The organism is Bradyrhizobium sp. CW1, from assembly GCF_023100665.1.
GTDB classification, from domain to species: Bacteria; Pseudomonadota; Alphaproteobacteria; order Rhizobiales; family Xanthobacteraceae; genus Bradyrhizobium; species Bradyrhizobium canariense_D.
On the sequence record NZ_CP064684.1, the window covers coordinates 8,157,861 to 8,174,017 of the forward strand.

Annotated in this window: 13 protein-coding genes; 4 read left to right on the forward strand and 9 right to left on the reverse strand. The window is 65.7% G+C overall.

Annotation, left to right across the window (positions count from 1 at the left end):
* Positions 1-33: 33 nt before the first annotated feature.
* The 4 genes from addB to IVB54_RS38910 all read left to right on the forward strand — a co-directional run bounded on the left by addB (position 34) and on the right by IVB54_RS38910 (position 8,225).
* Positions 34-3,180, forward strand: a complete 3,147-nt coding sequence (gene addB, locus IVB54_RS38895) for a double-strand break repair protein AddB (RefSeq protein WP_247777011.1) — start codon at positions 34-36, stop codon at positions 3,178-3,180.
* On the forward strand, positions 3,174-6,683 hold the full coding sequence (gene addA / locus IVB54_RS38900; RefSeq protein ID WP_247364368.1) for a double-strand break repair helicase AddA: 3,510 nt from the start codon (positions 3,174-3,176) through the stop codon (positions 6,681-6,683). The genes addB and addA overlap by 7 nt, the downstream gene beginning before the upstream one ends.
* Positions 6,684-6,745: 62 nt before the next feature.
* Positions 6,746-7,066: a thioredoxin gene (trxA, locus tag IVB54_RS38905; protein ID WP_007598398.1), complete on the forward strand. Its 321-nt coding sequence runs from the start codon at positions 6,746-6,748 to the stop codon at positions 7,064-7,066.
* Between the two features lie 145 nt (positions 7,067-7,211).
* Positions 7,212-8,225, forward strand: a complete 1,014-nt coding sequence (locus IVB54_RS38910) for an ATP-dependent DNA ligase (RefSeq protein WP_247777570.1) — start codon at positions 7,212-7,214, stop codon at positions 8,223-8,225.
* 9 nt (positions 8,226-8,234) lie between these two features.
* Here the strand turns inward: IVB54_RS38910 and IVB54_RS38915 are convergent, their stop codons facing one another.
* The 9 genes from IVB54_RS38915 to sppA all read right to left on the reverse strand — a co-directional run bounded on the left by IVB54_RS38915 (position 8,235) and on the right by sppA (position 16,136).
* Entirely contained in the window at positions 8,235-8,975 is a 741-nt protein-coding gene (locus IVB54_RS38915; protein WP_083926409.1) for a metallophosphoesterase family protein, read from the reverse strand.
* Between the two features lie 31 nt (positions 8,976-9,006).
* Positions 9,007-10,350 (reverse strand): folylpolyglutamate synthase/dihydrofolate synthase family protein, encoded by a 1,344-nt coding sequence (locus IVB54_RS38920; RefSeq protein ID WP_204513029.1) that lies wholly within the window; start codon positions 10,348-10,350, stop codon positions 9,007-9,009.
* Positions 10,347-11,288, reverse strand: coding sequence for an acetyl-CoA carboxylase, carboxyltransferase subunit beta (gene accD / locus IVB54_RS38925; RefSeq protein ID WP_018455765.1), 942 nt, complete (start codon positions 11,286-11,288; stop codon positions 10,347-10,349). Before accD ends, IVB54_RS38920 begins: the two co-directional genes overlap by 4 nt.
* Before the next feature lie 124 nt (positions 11,289-11,412).
* Complete coding sequence (gene trpA, locus IVB54_RS38930) at positions 11,413-12,249, reverse strand: tryptophan synthase subunit alpha (protein ID WP_018455764.1); 837 nt, start codon at positions 12,247-12,249, stop codon at positions 11,413-11,415.
* Positions 12,246-13,463 (reverse strand): tryptophan synthase subunit beta, encoded by a 1,218-nt coding sequence (gene trpB / locus IVB54_RS38935; protein WP_018455763.1) that lies wholly within the window; start codon positions 13,461-13,463, stop codon positions 12,246-12,248. Before trpB ends, trpA begins: the two co-directional genes overlap by 4 nt.
* On the reverse strand, positions 13,460-14,131 hold the full coding sequence (locus IVB54_RS38940) for a phosphoribosylanthranilate isomerase (RefSeq protein WP_018455762.1): 672 nt from the start codon (positions 14,129-14,131) through the stop codon (positions 13,460-13,462). The genes trpB and IVB54_RS38940 overlap by 4 nt, the downstream gene beginning before the upstream one ends.
* An 82-nt stretch (positions 14,132-14,213) precedes the next feature.
* Positions 14,214-14,606 (reverse strand): lipopolysaccharide assembly protein LapA domain-containing protein, encoded by a 393-nt coding sequence (locus IVB54_RS38945; RefSeq protein WP_204513028.1) that lies wholly within the window; start codon positions 14,604-14,606, stop codon positions 14,214-14,216.
* A 71-nt stretch (positions 14,607-14,677) separates the two neighbouring features.
* Positions 14,678-14,983 (reverse strand): integration host factor subunit beta, encoded by a 306-nt coding sequence (locus tag IVB54_RS38950; protein ID WP_007598410.1) that lies wholly within the window; start codon positions 14,981-14,983, stop codon positions 14,678-14,680.
* A 172-nt stretch (positions 14,984-15,155) separates the two neighbouring features.
* The gene (gene sppA, locus IVB54_RS38955; RefSeq protein ID WP_018455760.1) at positions 15,156-16,136 is read right to left on the reverse strand and encodes a signal peptide peptidase SppA; all 981 of its coding nucleotides are present in this window, start codon (positions 16,134-16,136) and stop codon (positions 15,156-15,158) included.
* Between the last annotated feature and the right edge of the window lie 21 nt (positions 16,137-16,157).

Sequence of the window (16,157 nt, forward strand, 5' to 3'; positions counted from 1 at the left end):
ATATTGGCGCCTGATTCCCGAATCAGGCAGCTCATGCGCGTTTTCAGCGTTCCCATCTCAGTTCCGTTCCTGCGCACCGTCGTCTCAGGCTTGCTCGACGGCCGGCTGGTCGAGGGCTTTGAGGCACGCAAGGAGCCGGCACGGCTGGCGGATGCCACGCTGTACCTGCCGACACGGCGCGCCATGCGCGTCGTCCGCGAGATCTTCCTCGACGAGATGAAGGCGGAGGCTGTCGTGCTGCCGCGGATCGTCGCGCTCGGCGACATCGACGAGGATGAGCTCGCTTTCGCCGATGAGGGCGAACAGTTTTCCGGCGCAACGCCGCTCGACATTCCGCCGCGGCTCGGCGAGCTCGAACGGCGGCTGACACTGGCGCAACTCGTCGCGGCCTGGGCCAAGGGTCCGGTGCTGTCTCCGCTGGTCGTCGGCGGCCCCGCGTCGACGCTGGCACTGGCGTCCGATCTCGCGCGGCTGATCGACGACATGGTCACGCGCGGCGTCGACTGGAGCGCGCTCGATGGCCTCGTGCCCGATATGCTCGACCGCTACTGGCAGCATTCGCTCGAATTCCTGCGCATCGCGCGCATCGCCTGGCCCGGTCATCTCGCCGAAATCAAACGCATCGAACCCGCTGCCCGCCGCGACCTCCTGATCAATGCCGAAGCCAGGCGGCTGACCGTGCATCGCCATGGCCCCGTGATCGCGGCCGGTTCGACCGGCTCGATGCCGGCCACGGCAAGATTTCTCCACGCAGTCGCTTCGCTGCCGCATGGCGCCGTGGTGCTGCCCGGCCTCGACACTGATCTCGATGACGATGCCTGGCGCAGCATCGGCGGCGTCCGCGATGCGCTCGGCAAGTTCGCGGAGCATCCGGTCTCGAACCATCCGCAATATGCCATGCACGCGCTGCTGGATCGCTTTGGCATCAAGCGCAGCGACGTCGATATCCTCAAGCCTCCGGCGGAAGGCGGTCGCGATCTGCTCGCCTCCGAATCGATGCGGCCATCGGCCAAGACCGAGATCTGGCACGATCGGTTGAAGCAGCCGGATGTGGCCTTAAAGATCACCGGCGGTATGAAGAACCTCGCGGTTGTCGAAGCTCCCAACCCTGAAATGGAAGCGCTCGCCATCGCCATTGCGATGCGCGAGGCGCGGCACCTCGACAAATCCGCCGCACTTGTCACGCCCGATCGCGCCCTGGCGCGGCGGGTGATGGCCGCGCTGACCCGGTGGGATCTCGCATTCGACGATTCCGGCGGCGACGTCCTGATGGAAACCTCCGCCGGCGTCTTTGCCCGACTGACAGCTGAGGCTGCGACCAAGGGACTGGAGCCGCCGACGCTGCTCGCAATGTTGAAGCATCCGCTATGCCGGCTCGGCCGGGCCCCTGGCGCATGGAAGGCTGCGATCGAAGGCCTGGAGCTCGCCTTGTTGCGCGGCACGCGCCCGCCTGCAGGCACCGCCGGCCTCTTGCGCGAATTCAATCGCTTTCGCGAGGAGCTGGCCAAGCTGTGGCGCAGCGAAGTCTCCGCGCTGCATAAGGCCGAGCCGCGCGCACGTCTCAAGGCGGAAGACCTCGATCGCATCCAGGCGCTGATCGATGCCTTACGACAAGCCTTGGCGCCGATCGAGAGTCTTGCGTCATCAAAACCGTATGACTTCGCCGAACTCGCGCATCGGCATCGCGAGATCATGATCGAGCTGTCGCGCGACGAGCAGGGCATTTCCGTGGCCTTCGAGGACCGCGAGGGCCTCGCGCTCGCGAGCGCCTTCGACGATCTCCTGCGCGGCGGCACGACCAGCGGACTGATGGTCACGCTGCCCGACTACGCAGACGTGTTCCAGACCGCGTTCAGCGATCGCGCGGTGCGGCGGCGGGACAGGCCAGGCGCGCGGCTCCAGATCTACGGACCGCTGGAATCACGCCTGATGCAGGCCGACCGCATCATCATCGGCGGGCTGATCGAGGGGGTCTGGCCACCGGCGCCGCGCATCGATCCGTGGCTGAGCCGGCCGATGCGGCACCAGCTGGGCCTCGATCTGCCGGAACGCCGTATCGGCCTCTCCGCGCATGATTTTGCGCAACTGCTGGGCGGCGACGAGGTCATCCTCACCCACTCCGCCAAGGCTGGCGGTGCCCCGGCGGTTGCCTCGCGCTTCCTGCACCGGTTGGAGGCGGTCGCGGGCGATGCGCACTGGAAGGCCGCGATTCGCGCGGGCGAGAAATACGTGCAGTTCGCAGCCGCGCTGGACCAGCCCGACGAGGTGAGGCCGATCAAGCAGCCCGAGCCGCGACCGCCACGCGCGACCCGGCCGCTCAGGATGTCTGTGACTGGGATCGAGGACTGGCTGCGCGATCCCTATACGATCTACGCAAAACACATTTTGCGGCTCGACGCGCTCGATCCCGTCGACATGCCGCTGTCGGCCGCCGACCGCGGCTCGGCGATCCACGATGCGCTCGGAGAGTTCACGGAACGCTACGCCACCGATCTGCCCGACGATCCGGCGCGCGTGCTGCGCGCGATCGGCGAAAAATACTTTGAGCGGCTGATGGAGCGACCCGAGGCGCGGGCGCTGTGGTGGCCGCGCTTCCAGCGCATCGCACGCTGGTTCGGCGAATGGGAGACGGCGCGGCGCGACGCGATCGAGGCGATCGCCGCGGAAACTCGCGGCGAGATCTCGATCCCGCTCGACCATGGGCGCAGCTTCCGTCTCTCCGCGCGCGCCGACCGCATCGAACGGCGCCGGGGCGGCGGCTACGCCATCCTCGACTACAAGACCGGCCAGCCACCGACCGGCAAGCAGGTCCGCATGGGCCTGTCGCCGCAGCTCACGCTGGAAGCCGCGATCCTGCGCGAGGGTGGTTTTCCCGACATCGATGCCGGCGCGTCCGTGAGCCAGCTCGTCTATGTTCGCCTGAGCGGCAACAATCCGCCGGGCGAAGAACGCATTCTCGAACTCAAGTTCAAGCAGGGCGACGAGCCGCAGCCGCCGGACACCGCGGCTGCCGAGGCCAGGGCCAAGCTCGAGGCGCTGATCCGCGCCTTCGAGGACGAGAACCAGCCCTATACCTCGTTGAACCTGCCGATGTGGACCAATCGCTACGGCGCCTATGACGATCTCGCCCGGATCAAGGAATGGTCCGCGGCCGGTGGATTGGGGATCGAGGAATGGTGAAGGCACCGCGCCCCATCCCGGATGAGGTGCGCGCCAGGCAAGCGCGCGCATCGGACCCGTCCGCGTCGGCCTTCGTGTCGGCCAATGCCGGCTCGGGCAAGACGCATGTGCTGGTGCAGCGCGTGATCCGCCTGCTGCTCGCGGGCGTGCCGCCGGAAAAGATCCTCTGCATTACCTTCACCAAGGCGGCTGCCGCCAACATGGCCGAGCGCGTGTTCACCACGCTCGGGCATTGGGTGACGCTCGACGACACGGCACTCGATGCGGCGATCCGCGCGGTCGGCATCCCGCATCCCACTGCAAAATTGCGGCGCGACGCACGAAAGCTGTTCGCCTGTGCGCTGGAGACGCCGGGCGGGCTCAAGGTGCAGACCATCCACGCGCTGTGCACGCGTTTGCTCCAGCAGTTTCCGTTCGAGGCCAATGTCCCCGCGCGCTTCGCCGTGATCGACGAGCGCGACCAGACCGACATGATGGAACGCGCCAATCTGAAGGTGCTGCTGGAGGCCGCGCGCGACCCAGACAGCGTGACCGGCCGCGCGCTGCTGACCGCGATGGCGAGCGCCGCCGATGTCACCTTCAAGGAGGTGGTGCGCGAGGCTTGCCTGAGCCGCGATCACTTCATGGCCTGGACCGATGAAGCCGGCAGCGCGGAGCTGGCTGCCGTGCAGATGGCAGCGGCGCTGGGGGTGGACGCGAACGATCGCATCGAGGACGTCGAGACGGAGATTGTCGACGGTCCGTTCCTGCCGCGATCGCGCTGGAACGAGATCGCCTTTGCGCTGGAGGACGGCAGCAAGTCCGACAACGACCAGGCCTGCCGGCTTCGCGAGGCAAAGGTCTTTTCCGGCGCCGCGCAGGTCGATGCCTATCTCAGCGTTTTCCTCACCGACGAAAAGCTGCCGCGCAAGGCGGTGCTGACCAAGAAGTTTTGCGATCACAACCCGTCCGTCGCCCGCCTGTTCGAGAACGAGGCGCAGCGCGTCGCCGGATTGGTCGAGACGCGCCGTGCGGTGACCATGCGCGACCGCACCGCGGCCCTGCTGCATATCGCGACCGCGGCTGCCGCAAACTACCGCCGCGAGAAGCAGGAGCGCGGGCTGCTTGACTATGACGACCTCATCGACAAGTCGCTGGCGATGCTCGATCGCGTTTCCTCGGGCTGGGTGCATTACAAGCTCGACCGCGGCGTCGATCACGTGCTGATCGACGAAGCCCAGGACACAAGTCCGCGGCAGTGGGACATCGTCGCGCACATCATCTCGGAGTTCACCGCCGGCGAAGGTGCGCGCGAGGGCCTGAACCGCACCGTCTTCGCTGTCGGCGACGAGAAGCAGTCGATCTTCTCGTTCCAGGGCGCCCAGCCCCGGGAATTCGATGCACGCCGGCGCGAACTGCACCGCAAGTTCACGGCGGCCGGACTGAAATTCGATCCGGTCGCCTTCACCTATTCGTTCCGCTCCGGCGCCGCGATCCTGCATTCGGTCGACCACGTCTTCCGCGAGCCCGCGATCTACAAGAGCATCCATTCGCTCGAGACCGGTCATCCCCTGCACAATGCACTCGGCGATGCCGGCCCCAGCGTGATCGAGCTGTGGGACCTTGCGGAAGCCGACGACAGGCAGGAAATCGAGGGCTGGCGCGCGCCGTTCGACGGCGTCGCCGCCACCAGCCCCGAGGTGAAGCTCGCGCGCCGGATCCAAACCGAGATCAAGCGGCTGGTCGAGAGCGGCACGCTGACCGGGCACGAAGGCGAGCGGCGTCCCTTGCGCTATGGCGACATGCTGATCCTGGTGCGCCGGCGCGGCAATGCGTTCGATGCCGTGATCCAGGCGCTGAAGCATGCCAACGTTCCGGTCGCGGGCGCCGATCGGCTCAAGCTCACCGAGCACATCGGAATCATCGACCTGATGAACCTTGCCGATGCGCTGCTGCTGCCGCAGGACGATCTCGCGCTCGCGGTCGCGCTGAAGAGCCCGCTGTTCGGGCTCGATGACGACGATCTGTTCCAGCTGGCCCATGACCGCAAGGGATCGCTGCGCCGCGCGCTTGGCGAGCATGCCACGACAAGCGAGACATTCGCTGCGGCGTTGCGAGGCCTCGAAGCCTGCGAAACGCGGGCGCGCGAGGAGACGCCGTTCGCCTTTTACGCCTGGTTGCTCGGGGGAGACGGCGGACGCGCGCGCATGCTGCGCCGGCTCGGTCATGAGGCCAATGACGCGCTCGATGAGTTCCTGGAGCTGGCGCTGAACTACGAGCGCAAGGCGCCCGCCTCGCTGCAGGGTTTCATGGCCTGGCTGCGCTCGGCCGATACCGAGGTGAAGCGCGACATGGAGATCTCCCGCGATGAGGTGCGGGTGATGACCGTGCACGGCGCCAAGGGCCTGGAGGCCTCGGTCGTGTTCATGGTCGACACTACATCGTCGCCAGCGGATTCGCAGCGGCTGCGGCTGATCCATGTCCCGCGCGGCAATGGCGGCGAGGTGGTGGTCTGGGCCGGACGCAAGGCGGATGATCCCAAACCCGTCGTCGAGGCGCGCAAGGCGATGCTCGAGGAGACCGAGGACGAATATCGCCGCCTGCTCTACGTCGCGATGACGCGCGCCGCCGACCGGCTCATCGTCGGCGGCTGCATGCCCGGCAACATGAAGACGGTTCGCAAGCTGAGCTGGTACGATCTGGTCGACACCGGGCTCGCCGGCTCGGGCCTGACGAAAGAGACGATCGAGACGCCGCTGGGAAAGGCGACGCGCTTCTCCCGACCGGAGGATGTCGTGGCGCTGGGCACGCCCGCGGCCTCGTTGGACCAGGCGACCGCGCTCCCGGACTGGCTGCGGACGCCGGCACCGCGCGACACCATCGACGACGATCCGGTGCGCCCCTCCGGCCAGCCGTCCGGGGACGGCCGCGCCGTGCAGTCGGGCGAATCAGTGCAGTCCCGCGCGCTCGCGCTGCAACGCGGCACGCTGGTGCACCGGCTATTGCAATCGCTCCCCGACATCGCCACTGAGCGCCGACGCGAGGCCGCGCTCGGCTTCATGGCGCGCAACGCGGCGGATTGGGCGGAGGCCGACCGGACCGCGCTGGCCGACAAGGTGCTCGGCTTGATCGCCGAGCCACGGTTTGCGCCCGTGTTTGCGGCCGGCAGCCGGGCGGAGGTCGCGATCGTCGGCCGGCTGGAACGGCCGGGCCACGCCCGGGCGCTGGTGTCGGGGCAGATCGACCGGTTGGTCGTTCGGCCGGATGAGGTCCTGATCGTCGATTTCAAGACCAATCAGGCGGCTCCCAGGAGCGCCGATGCGGCGCCCGCCGCCTATGTCCGGCAGCTTGCGCTCTATCGGGCGGTGCTATCGCGGCTTTATCCCCAAAAGCCTGTCCGCGCCGTCCTGCTTTGGACCGAGGCCCTTGAATATATGGAGATTTCGGCTCCCGCGCTGGACGCGGCGCTGGCATCTCTTCATCTCGGTGTGAGCGTCCTTGACCCGGCAAGGAGCCATTCATAGGTTGACGCCATGATCTTGGCGCGATTCCCGTCGCGCCGTTCTCTCAGGTACGAGGTACTCCCATGGCCGTTGGTAAGGTTTCTGACACCGATTTCGAAGCCGAAGTGCTCAAGGCAAACGGCCCCGTGGTCGTCGATTTCTGGGCCGAATGGTGCGGCCCCTGCCGCATGATCGCACCCGCGCTCGACGAGATCGCCGGCGCGATGGGCGACAAGGTCAAGATCGTGAAGCTCAACGTCGACGAGAGCCCGAAGACCGCGTCGAAATATGGCGTGATGTCGATCCCGACCCTGATGATCTTCAAGGGCGGCGAGATGGCCTCCCGCCAGGTCGGCGCGGCGCCGAAGGCGAAGCTGCAGCAGTGGATCACTTCCGCGGTCTGATCCGCCGCGCGCAAGATTATTTTTGGAAACGGCCGGCGAAAGTCGGCCGTTTCGCGTTGATGGGACATGTCCAGCGTATGATGAGTCCCGCCTGTTGCCTCCTCCTCCCGCAAAACGCGCGCGAAAGTCGGACCCCCTCGTGGCGATGGAGGCGCGCTCGGTCGACGCGATCCCGCGCAGCAAGGAGTGGCAATACGAGCCGAAATGGGATGGCTTTCGTTGCCTGCTCTCGCGCAACGGCGGCAGCATTGATCTGCGCTCGAAATCCGGTGAAGACCTTGCGCGTTATTTCCCCGAGATCGTCGCCGCGGCGCTGAAGCTGAAGGCGGATCGCTTCACCCTCGACGGCGAGATCGTCGTGCCGCACGGCAAGGGGTTTTCCTTCGACGCGCTGCTGCAACGCATTCACCCTGCGGCGAGCCGCGTGAAGAAACTCTCGGAGGAGACGCCGGCGCTCTATCTCGCCTTCGATCTGCTTGCGACGGCCAGGGAGAAGCAGCTTGCCGGGCAACCGCTGAGGGAGCGGCGACCGGCGCTGGAAGCGTTTGCCAAGGCGAATCTGAAAAGCAGCATCTTCCGCCTCTCACCGGCGACGACGAGCTACGCCCTTGCGAAAAAGTGGCTGGCGCAATCCGGCGGCGGCTCGGACGGCGTCATCGCCAAGCGCGTCGACCTGCCCTACCAGGCGGGAAATCGCGACGGCATGCAGAAGATCAAGAAATTCCGCAGCGCCGATTGCGTGGTCGGCGGTTTCCGCTATGCGACCAACAAGATCGCCGGCCGGAGCGTGGTCGGTTCGCTGCTGCTCGGGCTTTACGATGACGATGGTCTCCTGCACCATGTCGGCTTCACCTCGGCGATCAAAGCGGCGGAAAAGCCTGACCTGACCGATCGGCTTGAGGCATTGATCGGCGAGCCCGGCTTCACCGGCAACGCGCCGGGCGGCCCCAGCCGCTGGTCCACCGAGCGCTCGGCGAAGTGGTGTCCGCTCAAGCCGAAGCTGGTGATCGAGGTCTGCTATGACCATTTCAGCGGCGACCGCTTTCGCCACGGCACCTCGATCCTGCGCTGGCGCCTCGACAAGGCCCCGCGGCAATGCAGCTTCGAGCAGCTGAAGCAGAAGGCGGTGGATCCGATGAAGCTGCTAAAACAGCCGTAGCCGTAGCCGCTAGGCAAGCCATCCCGTCGCCAGCGCGTTCGCCAACTCCGGCTGGCCGTTGCGGCGAGCGAGCGTGGCCATCGCCTCGTGATCATAGACCACATGGCGGAACGTGACCTGCCAGGCACCATCGGTTAGCTCAAGGATCGCATAGCGCGCGTGCGGCGTGCCGGCCTCGACGACATGCGGGAACGGATGCTTGTCACGGAAGCCCGGGCCGCCCACGCTGCCGGGATTGACGATCAGCCTTCCGTCGCGAAGTCGCACGGCACGGGCGAGATGGGTGTGGGCGCACAGGATCAGCGATTGCGTGATGCCTTGCGCAAATTTCTCGATGCGATCGAGCGGCGACAGCGCCACCGCGCCGTCGGGATGCACGGTATCGAGCCAATAGACTTCGTCATTGTCGGGCGTCGCGTGGCAGAGGAACACCTGATCGCGAAAGACGCGCGTCATCGGCTGCGCGCGCAGCCAGTCGAGTTGCGCGGCATTGAGCGCGGCATGGGCCGGGCGATCCCACGAGCCCATCTTCTCGGGCGGACGGTCGAGCAGATAGCGGTCATGATTGCCGAGCACGTGCACGGCATCGAGCTGCATCAGGATTTCGATGGTCCGGCGCGCATCGAGCGGGCCGCTCAGCATGTCGCCGAGATTGACGATCTCGGAGACGCCTTGCGCGCGGATGTCGGCGAGCACAGCTTCCAGCGCCAGGTAATTTCCGTGGACGTCGGCAATCGCGGCAAAACGCATGGGTCTTCCCGTAGCTCGGATGGAGCGAAGACTATACAGGAGGCGTGCCGTTGATGGCGAGCACGTGGCCGGCGAGATAGAGCGAGCCGGTGATCAGAATGCGCGGCGGCACTTCGTAGGCGAGCTTCGCCAAGGCGCGCAGTGCGGCCTCCACGCCGGGCGCGGGCTCGACGCGCATGCCGAGGCTGCGGGCGGCATCCGTAAGGCGGTCGACCGGCATCGCGTTGTCGGTGTCGGGAATCGGCACTGCGATGATGTGACGGGTCAGACCGGCGAAATTGGCGAGAAAGCCTTTCGCGTCCTTGTTGGCCATCATGCCCACGATCACGACCAGCGGCCGCGACACCCGCTCTTCGAGATCGCCGAGCGCGGCCGCCGCGACGCGGCCGCCTTCCGCATTGTGGCCGCCGTCGAGCCAGATCTCCGAGCCCTGCGGGCCGAGAGCGAGCAGCTCGCCCGAAGCGATGCGCTGCATCCGCGCCGGCCATTCCGCACCGACGATCCCCGCCTCGAACGCCGCCTGGTTGATCTTGAAGGCGTTGGTGGCCCGCAACGTCGCGATGGCGAGACCGGCATTGTCGAACTGGTGCCGGCCGAACAGGCGCGGCGCTGTGAGATCCATCAAGCCGCGCTCATCGGAATAAACCAGCCGCCCGTTCTCGACATTGACATGCCAGCTCTCGCCCGCGGCAAACAACGGCGCGCGCATGCGCCTGGCCTGCGCCTCGATCACGGCCATCGCCTCAGCCGGCTGCTCGGCGCAAACCACGGGCACGCCACGCTTGATGATCCCAGCCTTTTCGCCCGCGATCGACGTCAAGGTGTCACCGAGGAAATCCATGTGGTCCATGCTGACAGGCGTGATCACGCAGGCCGCCGGCGCGTCAACCACATTGGTTGAATCAAGCCGACCGCCAAGGCCGACCTCCAGCAGAACCACATCGGCCGGGTTCCGCGCGAACAGATGAAATGCAGCCGCCGTCTTGAGCTCGAACACGGTGGCCGGCTCGCCGGCATTGACACGCTCGACCTCTTCCAGTGCCGCGCGCAACTCGTCGTCGCCGACCAGCACGCCGCCCCCGACGCGGCCGAGCCGGAAGCATTCGTTGATGCGAACGAGATAGGGTGAAGTGTAAGCGTGGACGCGCAGGTTAGCTGCCTCCAGCGTCGCGCGCAGATAAGCGAGCGTCGAGCCCTTGCCGTTGGTACCGGCGATGTGGATCACCGGCGGCAGCTTGCGCTCGGGATGACCGAGCCGCTCGAACAGGCGGTGCATCCGCTCCAGCCCGAGATCGATGCGTTTCTGGTGCAGGGCCGACAGCCGCCCGATCAATTCGTCGAGCGGCGGCTTTGCGCGGTCGGAGGAAGCGTTCACGCGTGCGGCGCGGCCGGCGCCGTTTCGGGAGCCGATACAATCTGCGCCGGACTGACGACCGGCTGCACCGGCTTTGACGCGGTCTCAAGCGCCGGCGCCCTGGTCAACAGTCGGCAGAGCCGCGCCAGGGTCGGGCGCAATTCGTGGCGATGCACGACCATGTCGATCATGCCGTGCTCCTTGAGGTATTCGGCGCGCTGAAACCCCTCGGGGAGTTTTTCGCGGATGGTCTGCTCGATCACGCGCGCGCCGGCAAAACCGATCAGCGCACCGGGCTCGGCAATCTGCACGTCGCCGAGCATCGCATAGGACGCAGTGACGCCGCCGGTGGTCGGGTTGGTCAGCACGACGATGTAGGGCTGTTTTGCTTCACGCAGCATCTGCACCGCGACCGTGGTGCGCGGCATCTGCATCAGCGACAAGATGCCTTCCTGCATGCGCGCGCCACCACTGGCGGCGAACACGATGAAGGGTGACTTCTTCTCGACCGCGAGCTCGAGCCCGCGCACGATGGCTTCGCCCGCGGCCATGCCGAGCGAGCCGCCCATGAAGTCGAAATCCTGCACCGCGACGACGACGGCGGCACCTTCGAGCTTGCCGTAGCCGACCTTGATCGCGTCGTTCAGATTGGTCCGCGCGCGGGCATCCTTGATGCGATCGACGTACTTCTTCTCGTCACGGAACTTGAGCGGATCGGGCGTGACGTCAGGCAGCGCGACGTCGTACCAGGTCTCATTGTCGAAAATCGACTTCAGACGCGCCACCGCATTCATGCGCATATGATAGTTCGAGCCGGGGATGACGAACTGGTTGGCCTCGACGTCCTTGTAGAACACGAGCTGTCCGGAATCCGGGCACTTGATCCACAGATTCTCCGGCGTCTCCCGCCGCAGCATGTTGCGGATCTTCGGCCGGACCACATTGGTAAGCCAGTTCATGGTTTGCTCCGATGTGCGATCCCGCCTGGGGACCACCTGAAGGGATATATGGCGGCCGGGACCCGGCCCGGCAAGCCGCCGTATCGTCCGCCTTGCTCGTCGGACTTGGCCGCGGAATTAAGGCCTATTCCGCCGCCTGTTGCGCGCCCTTGACGCCCTGGGCCAGTGCCGCCGTCAGCTCGGCGACGGCGTTGACGGTTTTGGCCGTCGCGCGCCCTTCCGCATCGAGGCTGTTCTTGAGCGCATCGACCAGCGCGGTGCCGACTACCGAGCCATTGGCCTTTTCGGCAATGGCGCGCGCCGCCTCCGGCGTGCGGATGCCGAAACCGACGCATATCGGGAGCTTGGTATGCCGCTTGATGCGCGCGACCGCGTCGCCAACGGCATTGGCGTCCGCCGCCGCTGCGCCGGTGATGCCGGCGATAGAGACATAGTAGACAAAGCCTGACGTGTTCGCGAGCACCGCGGGCAGGCGCTTGTCGTCGGTGGTCGGGGTCGCCAGGCGAATGAAGTTCAGGCCCGCCTTCAGCGCGGGAATGCAGAGCTCCTCGTCTTCCTCGGGTGGCAGATCGACGATGATCAGGCCGTCGACCCCGGCCGTCTTGGCATCAACCAAAAACTTGTCGACGCCGTAGATGTAGATCGGATTGTAATAGCCCATCAGCACCAGCGGCGTGACGTTGTCGTCCTTGCGGAAATCACGCACCAGTTCCAGCGTCTTCTTCAACGTCATGCCGTTCTTGAGCGCGCGCAGACCGGCAGCCTGAATCGAGGGACCATCCGCCATCGGATCGGTGAAGGGAATACCGAGTTCGATCACGTCGGCGCCTGCCTTGGGCAACGCCTTGACGATATTGAGCGACGTCGTGAGATCGGGATCGCCGGCCATCACATAAGTCACGAAGGCCGAGCGGCCGGCTTTCTTCAGCTCGGCGAAACGGGTGTCGATACGCGTGGTCACTTGCTCTTGCCCCTCAGGATGTCGCCGACCTGCGGGACGTCCTTGTCGCCGCGGCCGGAGAGGTTGACGACCATCAGGTGATCTTTGGTCCGCTTCGGCGCGAGCTCCATCACTTTGGCGATGGCATGTGCCGGCTCGAGCGCGGGGATGATGCCTTCCAGCTTTGACAGCAACTGGAACGCTGCGAGGGCCTCGTCGTCGGTCGCGGAGAGATAGTTCACGCGGCCGATCTCGTGCAGCCAGGAGTGCTCGGGGCCGATGCCGGGATAGTCGAGCCCGGCGGAGATCGAATGCGCGTCCTGGATCTGGCCGTCGGCGTCCATCAGGAGATAGGTGCGGTTGCCGTGCAGCACGCCGGGACGACCGCCCGCGATCGACGCCGCATGCAGTTGCGTCAGCCCGTGGCCCGCAGCTTCGACGCCGAAGATCTCGACGGTGGAATCGTCGAGGAACGGATGAAACAGGCCCATCGCGTTGGAGCCGCCGCCGATACAGGCGACCAGCGAATCCGGCAGGCGGCCTTCGATCTCCTGCATCTGCACCTTGGTCTCGTTGCCGATGATCGACTGGAAGTCGCGGACCAGCGTCGGATAGGGATGCGGACCCGCGACCGTGCCGATGCAGTAGAAGGTGTTGTGCACGTTGGTGACCCAGTCGCGCAGCGCCTCGTTCATGGCATCCTTCAGCGTGCGCGTGCCCGACTGCACTGGAATGACCGTTGCGCCCAACATCTCCATGCGGATGACGTTGGGCTGCTGCCGCTCGACGTCGACGGCGCCCATATAGACGATGCATTCCAGGCCGAAGCGCGCACACAGCGTCGCGGTGGCGACACCGTGCTGGCCGGCGCCGGTCTCGGCGATGATGCGCTTCTTGCCCATGCGTCGCGCCAGCATGATCTGGCCGAGCACGTTGTTCACCTTGTGCGAGCCGGTGTGGTTGAGCTCTTCGCGCTTGAGGTAGATCTTGGCGCCGCCCAGATGCTCGGTCAGACGCTCGGCGAAATAGAGCGGCGAGGGCCGGCCGACATAATTCTTGAGATAGCCGTTCATCTCGATCTGGAAGGCCGGGTCGACCTTGGCCTCGGTGTAGGCTTTCTCCAGATCGAGGATCAGCGGCATCAGGGTTTCGGCAACGAAGCGTCCGCCGAAAATGCCGAAATGGCCGCGCTCGTCGGGGCCGCTGCGATAGGAATTGGGTTTTGCAACATTCATCGGACGCTCAACTCTTGACTTGCATCTTGGCTTGCGCGCGCGGCGCGAATGAAGGCCTTGATCATCTCGGGGTCCTTCACGCCCGGGGCGCTCTCGACACCGGAGGAGACGTCGACGCCACCGGCCCGGGTGACGCGAACGGCTTCGGCGACGTTGTCGGCGCTGAGGCCGCCCGAGACCATATACGGCAACGCGAGCTCCAGGTTTCCGAGCAGATGCCAATCGAATGGTGCGCCGAGGCCGCCTGGCCGCGTTGCGTCCTTCGGTGCGCGCGCATCGAACAGGATGCGTTCGGCTATCTCGGCGTAACCGGGCAGCACGGCGAGATCCGCTGACGTTGCGACCGGCACGACCTTCATCACCGGACGACCGACCCGTTGCCTGATGTCGCGCAGCCGGGCCACGCTCTCCGTGCCATGAAGCTGGAAAATGTCCGGCGACAGCGCGTCCATGATGTTGTCGAGCGTGGCATCGTCGGCATCGACGGTGAGCGCGACCTTGAGCGCGCGCCGCTTCACCTGCCGGCCGAGCTCCCGGCCGGCTTCCAGCGACAAATGCCGCGGCGACGGCGGGAAGAACACAAAGCCCACCATGTCGGCACCCGCCTCGAGCGCCGTTTCGAGCGTCTCGGGCGTGGACAGGCCGCAGATTTTGACGAGCAAGGACATGTTCTCGACGGATATGGGCTCAAAGCAAATGGAGGGCCGCGGGTCCGCGGCCGGAAAACGGGCTTTTCGGTTGCGGCCGCTTCTACAACGTCGCGCGCTGCTTGTCTCGCCCGACGGGCCCGTAAAGCCCCACACCGGAGGGAACGGGGAGGCGCTGGGACTCAGGCCTTGCTGCGGCAGACTGGGCCCGCAGATCAGCCAGCTCGCCTCGCGCGGCCCGGGCATCCGCGTCATGCCGGCGCGCCGCACGCCGCCAGTGCCGCTGGCCGAACCAGACGGCACACCCGCCCACGAGGACCCCGAGCGCAGCCACCACGATCAGGAGCAGGAACAGCGGCAGCGTTGCCGAGAATGACGGGTCGTTGGAAACGAAGGGATCGAACGAGACCGTGACGAAATGCCGGTTGGCGACGGCAAAGACCATCAGGACCAGGCCCAGCGGAATCACGACCAGCGCGCTCAGGAATTTTCGCATCTCGGCTCGCTCGCCTTGAATCAAGGTTGCGGCCGCATCACTGGCGACCGCGGGAAACCCTGAGGTGGACCTCAGTCTGGCGCGCCTGGATCCGGATGGTCGCGATTCAGCCGTTCGCGCATTTCCTTGCCGGTCTTGAAGAACGGAACGCTCTTCTGATCGACAGGCACATGGGCGCCGGTGCGCGGATTGCGCCCTGCGCGCGCAGGGCGATGCTTGACCGAGAAGGCACCGAAGCCGCGCAACTCGACGCGATCACCGCGCGCGAGAGCCGCTACGATCTCTTCGAGAATCGCATTCACAATGTTCTCGACATCCCGCTGGTACAGATGCGGGTTGTGCTCGGCGATACGCTGAACAAGTTCGGATTTGATCATCGAGAGATAGGACCCGGGAGCGTGCGGACGACCATTTCCGTGAAAATACCGTGATCTGTCAAGACGCTAAATGAGGGTTGAGCGTCGTGAAAACACGTGACAAATGCCGAAAAAGCGGGCTGGACCTACACGCGCCGAACGGGAAAAACCTCTGTGGCTCGCCCGGTTCCGGTCAGTTCGACGCCGCCGGCTGCCACAAGGCGAGCATTCCATCCATTCCGAGCCGATCGACCGCCTGTGCGACGCCGGTTTGTCCGATTTGATGCGCAATCGAGCCTAAACCCAGTGCTTCCAGCGTTACTGCGGCCGCCGTCTTGAGGAACGGCAGATCGCTGAAGCGCGGCTGCAGCTTGTAATCGCGCACGGAGAGCCCCTTCTTGACGCCCTTCTGCTCGACCAGCCAGGTCACGGCGGTCTTCTCGTCGCCGATCTGATCGATCAGCTTGAGATCGATGGCCTGGCGTCCGGTGAAGACACGGCCATCAACCACTTTCTCGAGCTGCGTGTCATCCATGCCACGCCGTTCCTTCACCAATCCCTTGAACCAGGCATAGGAATCCTTCACCAACGCATCGAGCGCCGCCCGTGCCTCAGGGCTGGTTGGCTCGAAACCGTTGGGCGCGGCCTTCAGCGGCGTGGACTTTACCTCCTCGACCTTGACGCCGACGGTCTTCAACAGCTCCGAGACGTTCGGAAACTGGAACAGCACGCCGATCGAGCCGACCAGCGAGCTCTGCTGGGCGATGATGTGATCGCTGGCGATCGCGGTGATGTAGCCGCCGGAGGCGGCGAGGCCTTCGACGACGACAACGAGCGGCTTCTTTGCCTTCAACCGTACAAGCGAATCATAGAGCTGCTCGGAGCCGGCGGTGGTGCCGCCCGGCGAATTGATGTGAACGATGACGGCGGCGGCCTGCGAATTCTCCAGCCGCTCGAGCGCCTGGGTGCGATCGGAATCGCTGCGGATCAGGCCCTCGATCTGGACCCGCGCGATCGAGCCGGCGGACGCGAACGTGCCGCGCGCACCAGGCGTCGCGACCAGCGCGAAGCCTGCGATCGCCGCGATCGCGATCAGCGCGGCCAATACGCGCCAGAACGTCAGCTTGCGGCGGATCCTGCGGCGATCGACGATGATGTCCGAATCGAGTGACATCTCAATATCTCCAAATGAAAG

Bases quoted from the DNA above. Each gene is read 5' to 3' on its own strand.
- addB (WP_247777011.1), top strand. From the start codon at position 34: ATGCGCGTTTTCAGCGTTCCCATCTCAGTTCCGTTCCTGCGCACCGTC.
- addA (WP_247364368.1), top strand. From the start codon at position 3,174: ATGGTGAAGGCACCGCGCCCCATCCCGGATGAGGTGCGCGCCAGGCAA.
- trxA (WP_007598398.1), top strand. From the start codon at position 6,746: ATGGCCGTTGGTAAGGTTTCTGACACCGATTTCGAAGCCGAAGTGCTC.
- IVB54_RS38910 (WP_247777570.1), top strand. From the start codon at position 7,212: ATGGAGGCGCGCTCGGTCGACGCGATCCCGCGCAGCAAGGAGTGGCAA.
- IVB54_RS38915 (WP_083926409.1), bottom strand. From the start codon at position 8,975: ATGCGTTTTGCCGCGATTGCCGACGTCCACGGAAATTACCTGGCGCTG.
- accD (WP_018455765.1), bottom strand. From the start codon at position 11,288: ATGAACTGGCTTACCAATGTGGTCCGGCCGAAGATCCGCAACATGCTG.
- trpB (WP_018455763.1), bottom strand. From the start codon at position 13,463: ATGAATGTTGCAAAACCCAATTCCTATCGCAGCGGCCCCGACGAGCGC.
- IVB54_RS38940 (WP_018455762.1), bottom strand. From the start codon at position 14,131: ATGTCCTTGCTCGTCAAAATCTGCGGCCTGTCCACGCCCGAGACGCTC.
- IVB54_RS38945 (WP_204513028.1), bottom strand. From the start codon at position 14,606: ATGCGAAAATTCCTGAGCGCGCTGGTCGTGATTCCGCTGGGCCTGGTC.
- IVB54_RS38950 (WP_007598410.1), bottom strand. From the start codon at position 14,983: ATGATCAAATCCGAACTTGTTCAGCGTATCGCCGAGCACAACCCGCAT.
- sppA (WP_018455760.1), bottom strand. From the start codon at position 16,136: ATGTCACTCGATTCGGACATCATCGTCGATCGCCGCAGGATCCGCCGC.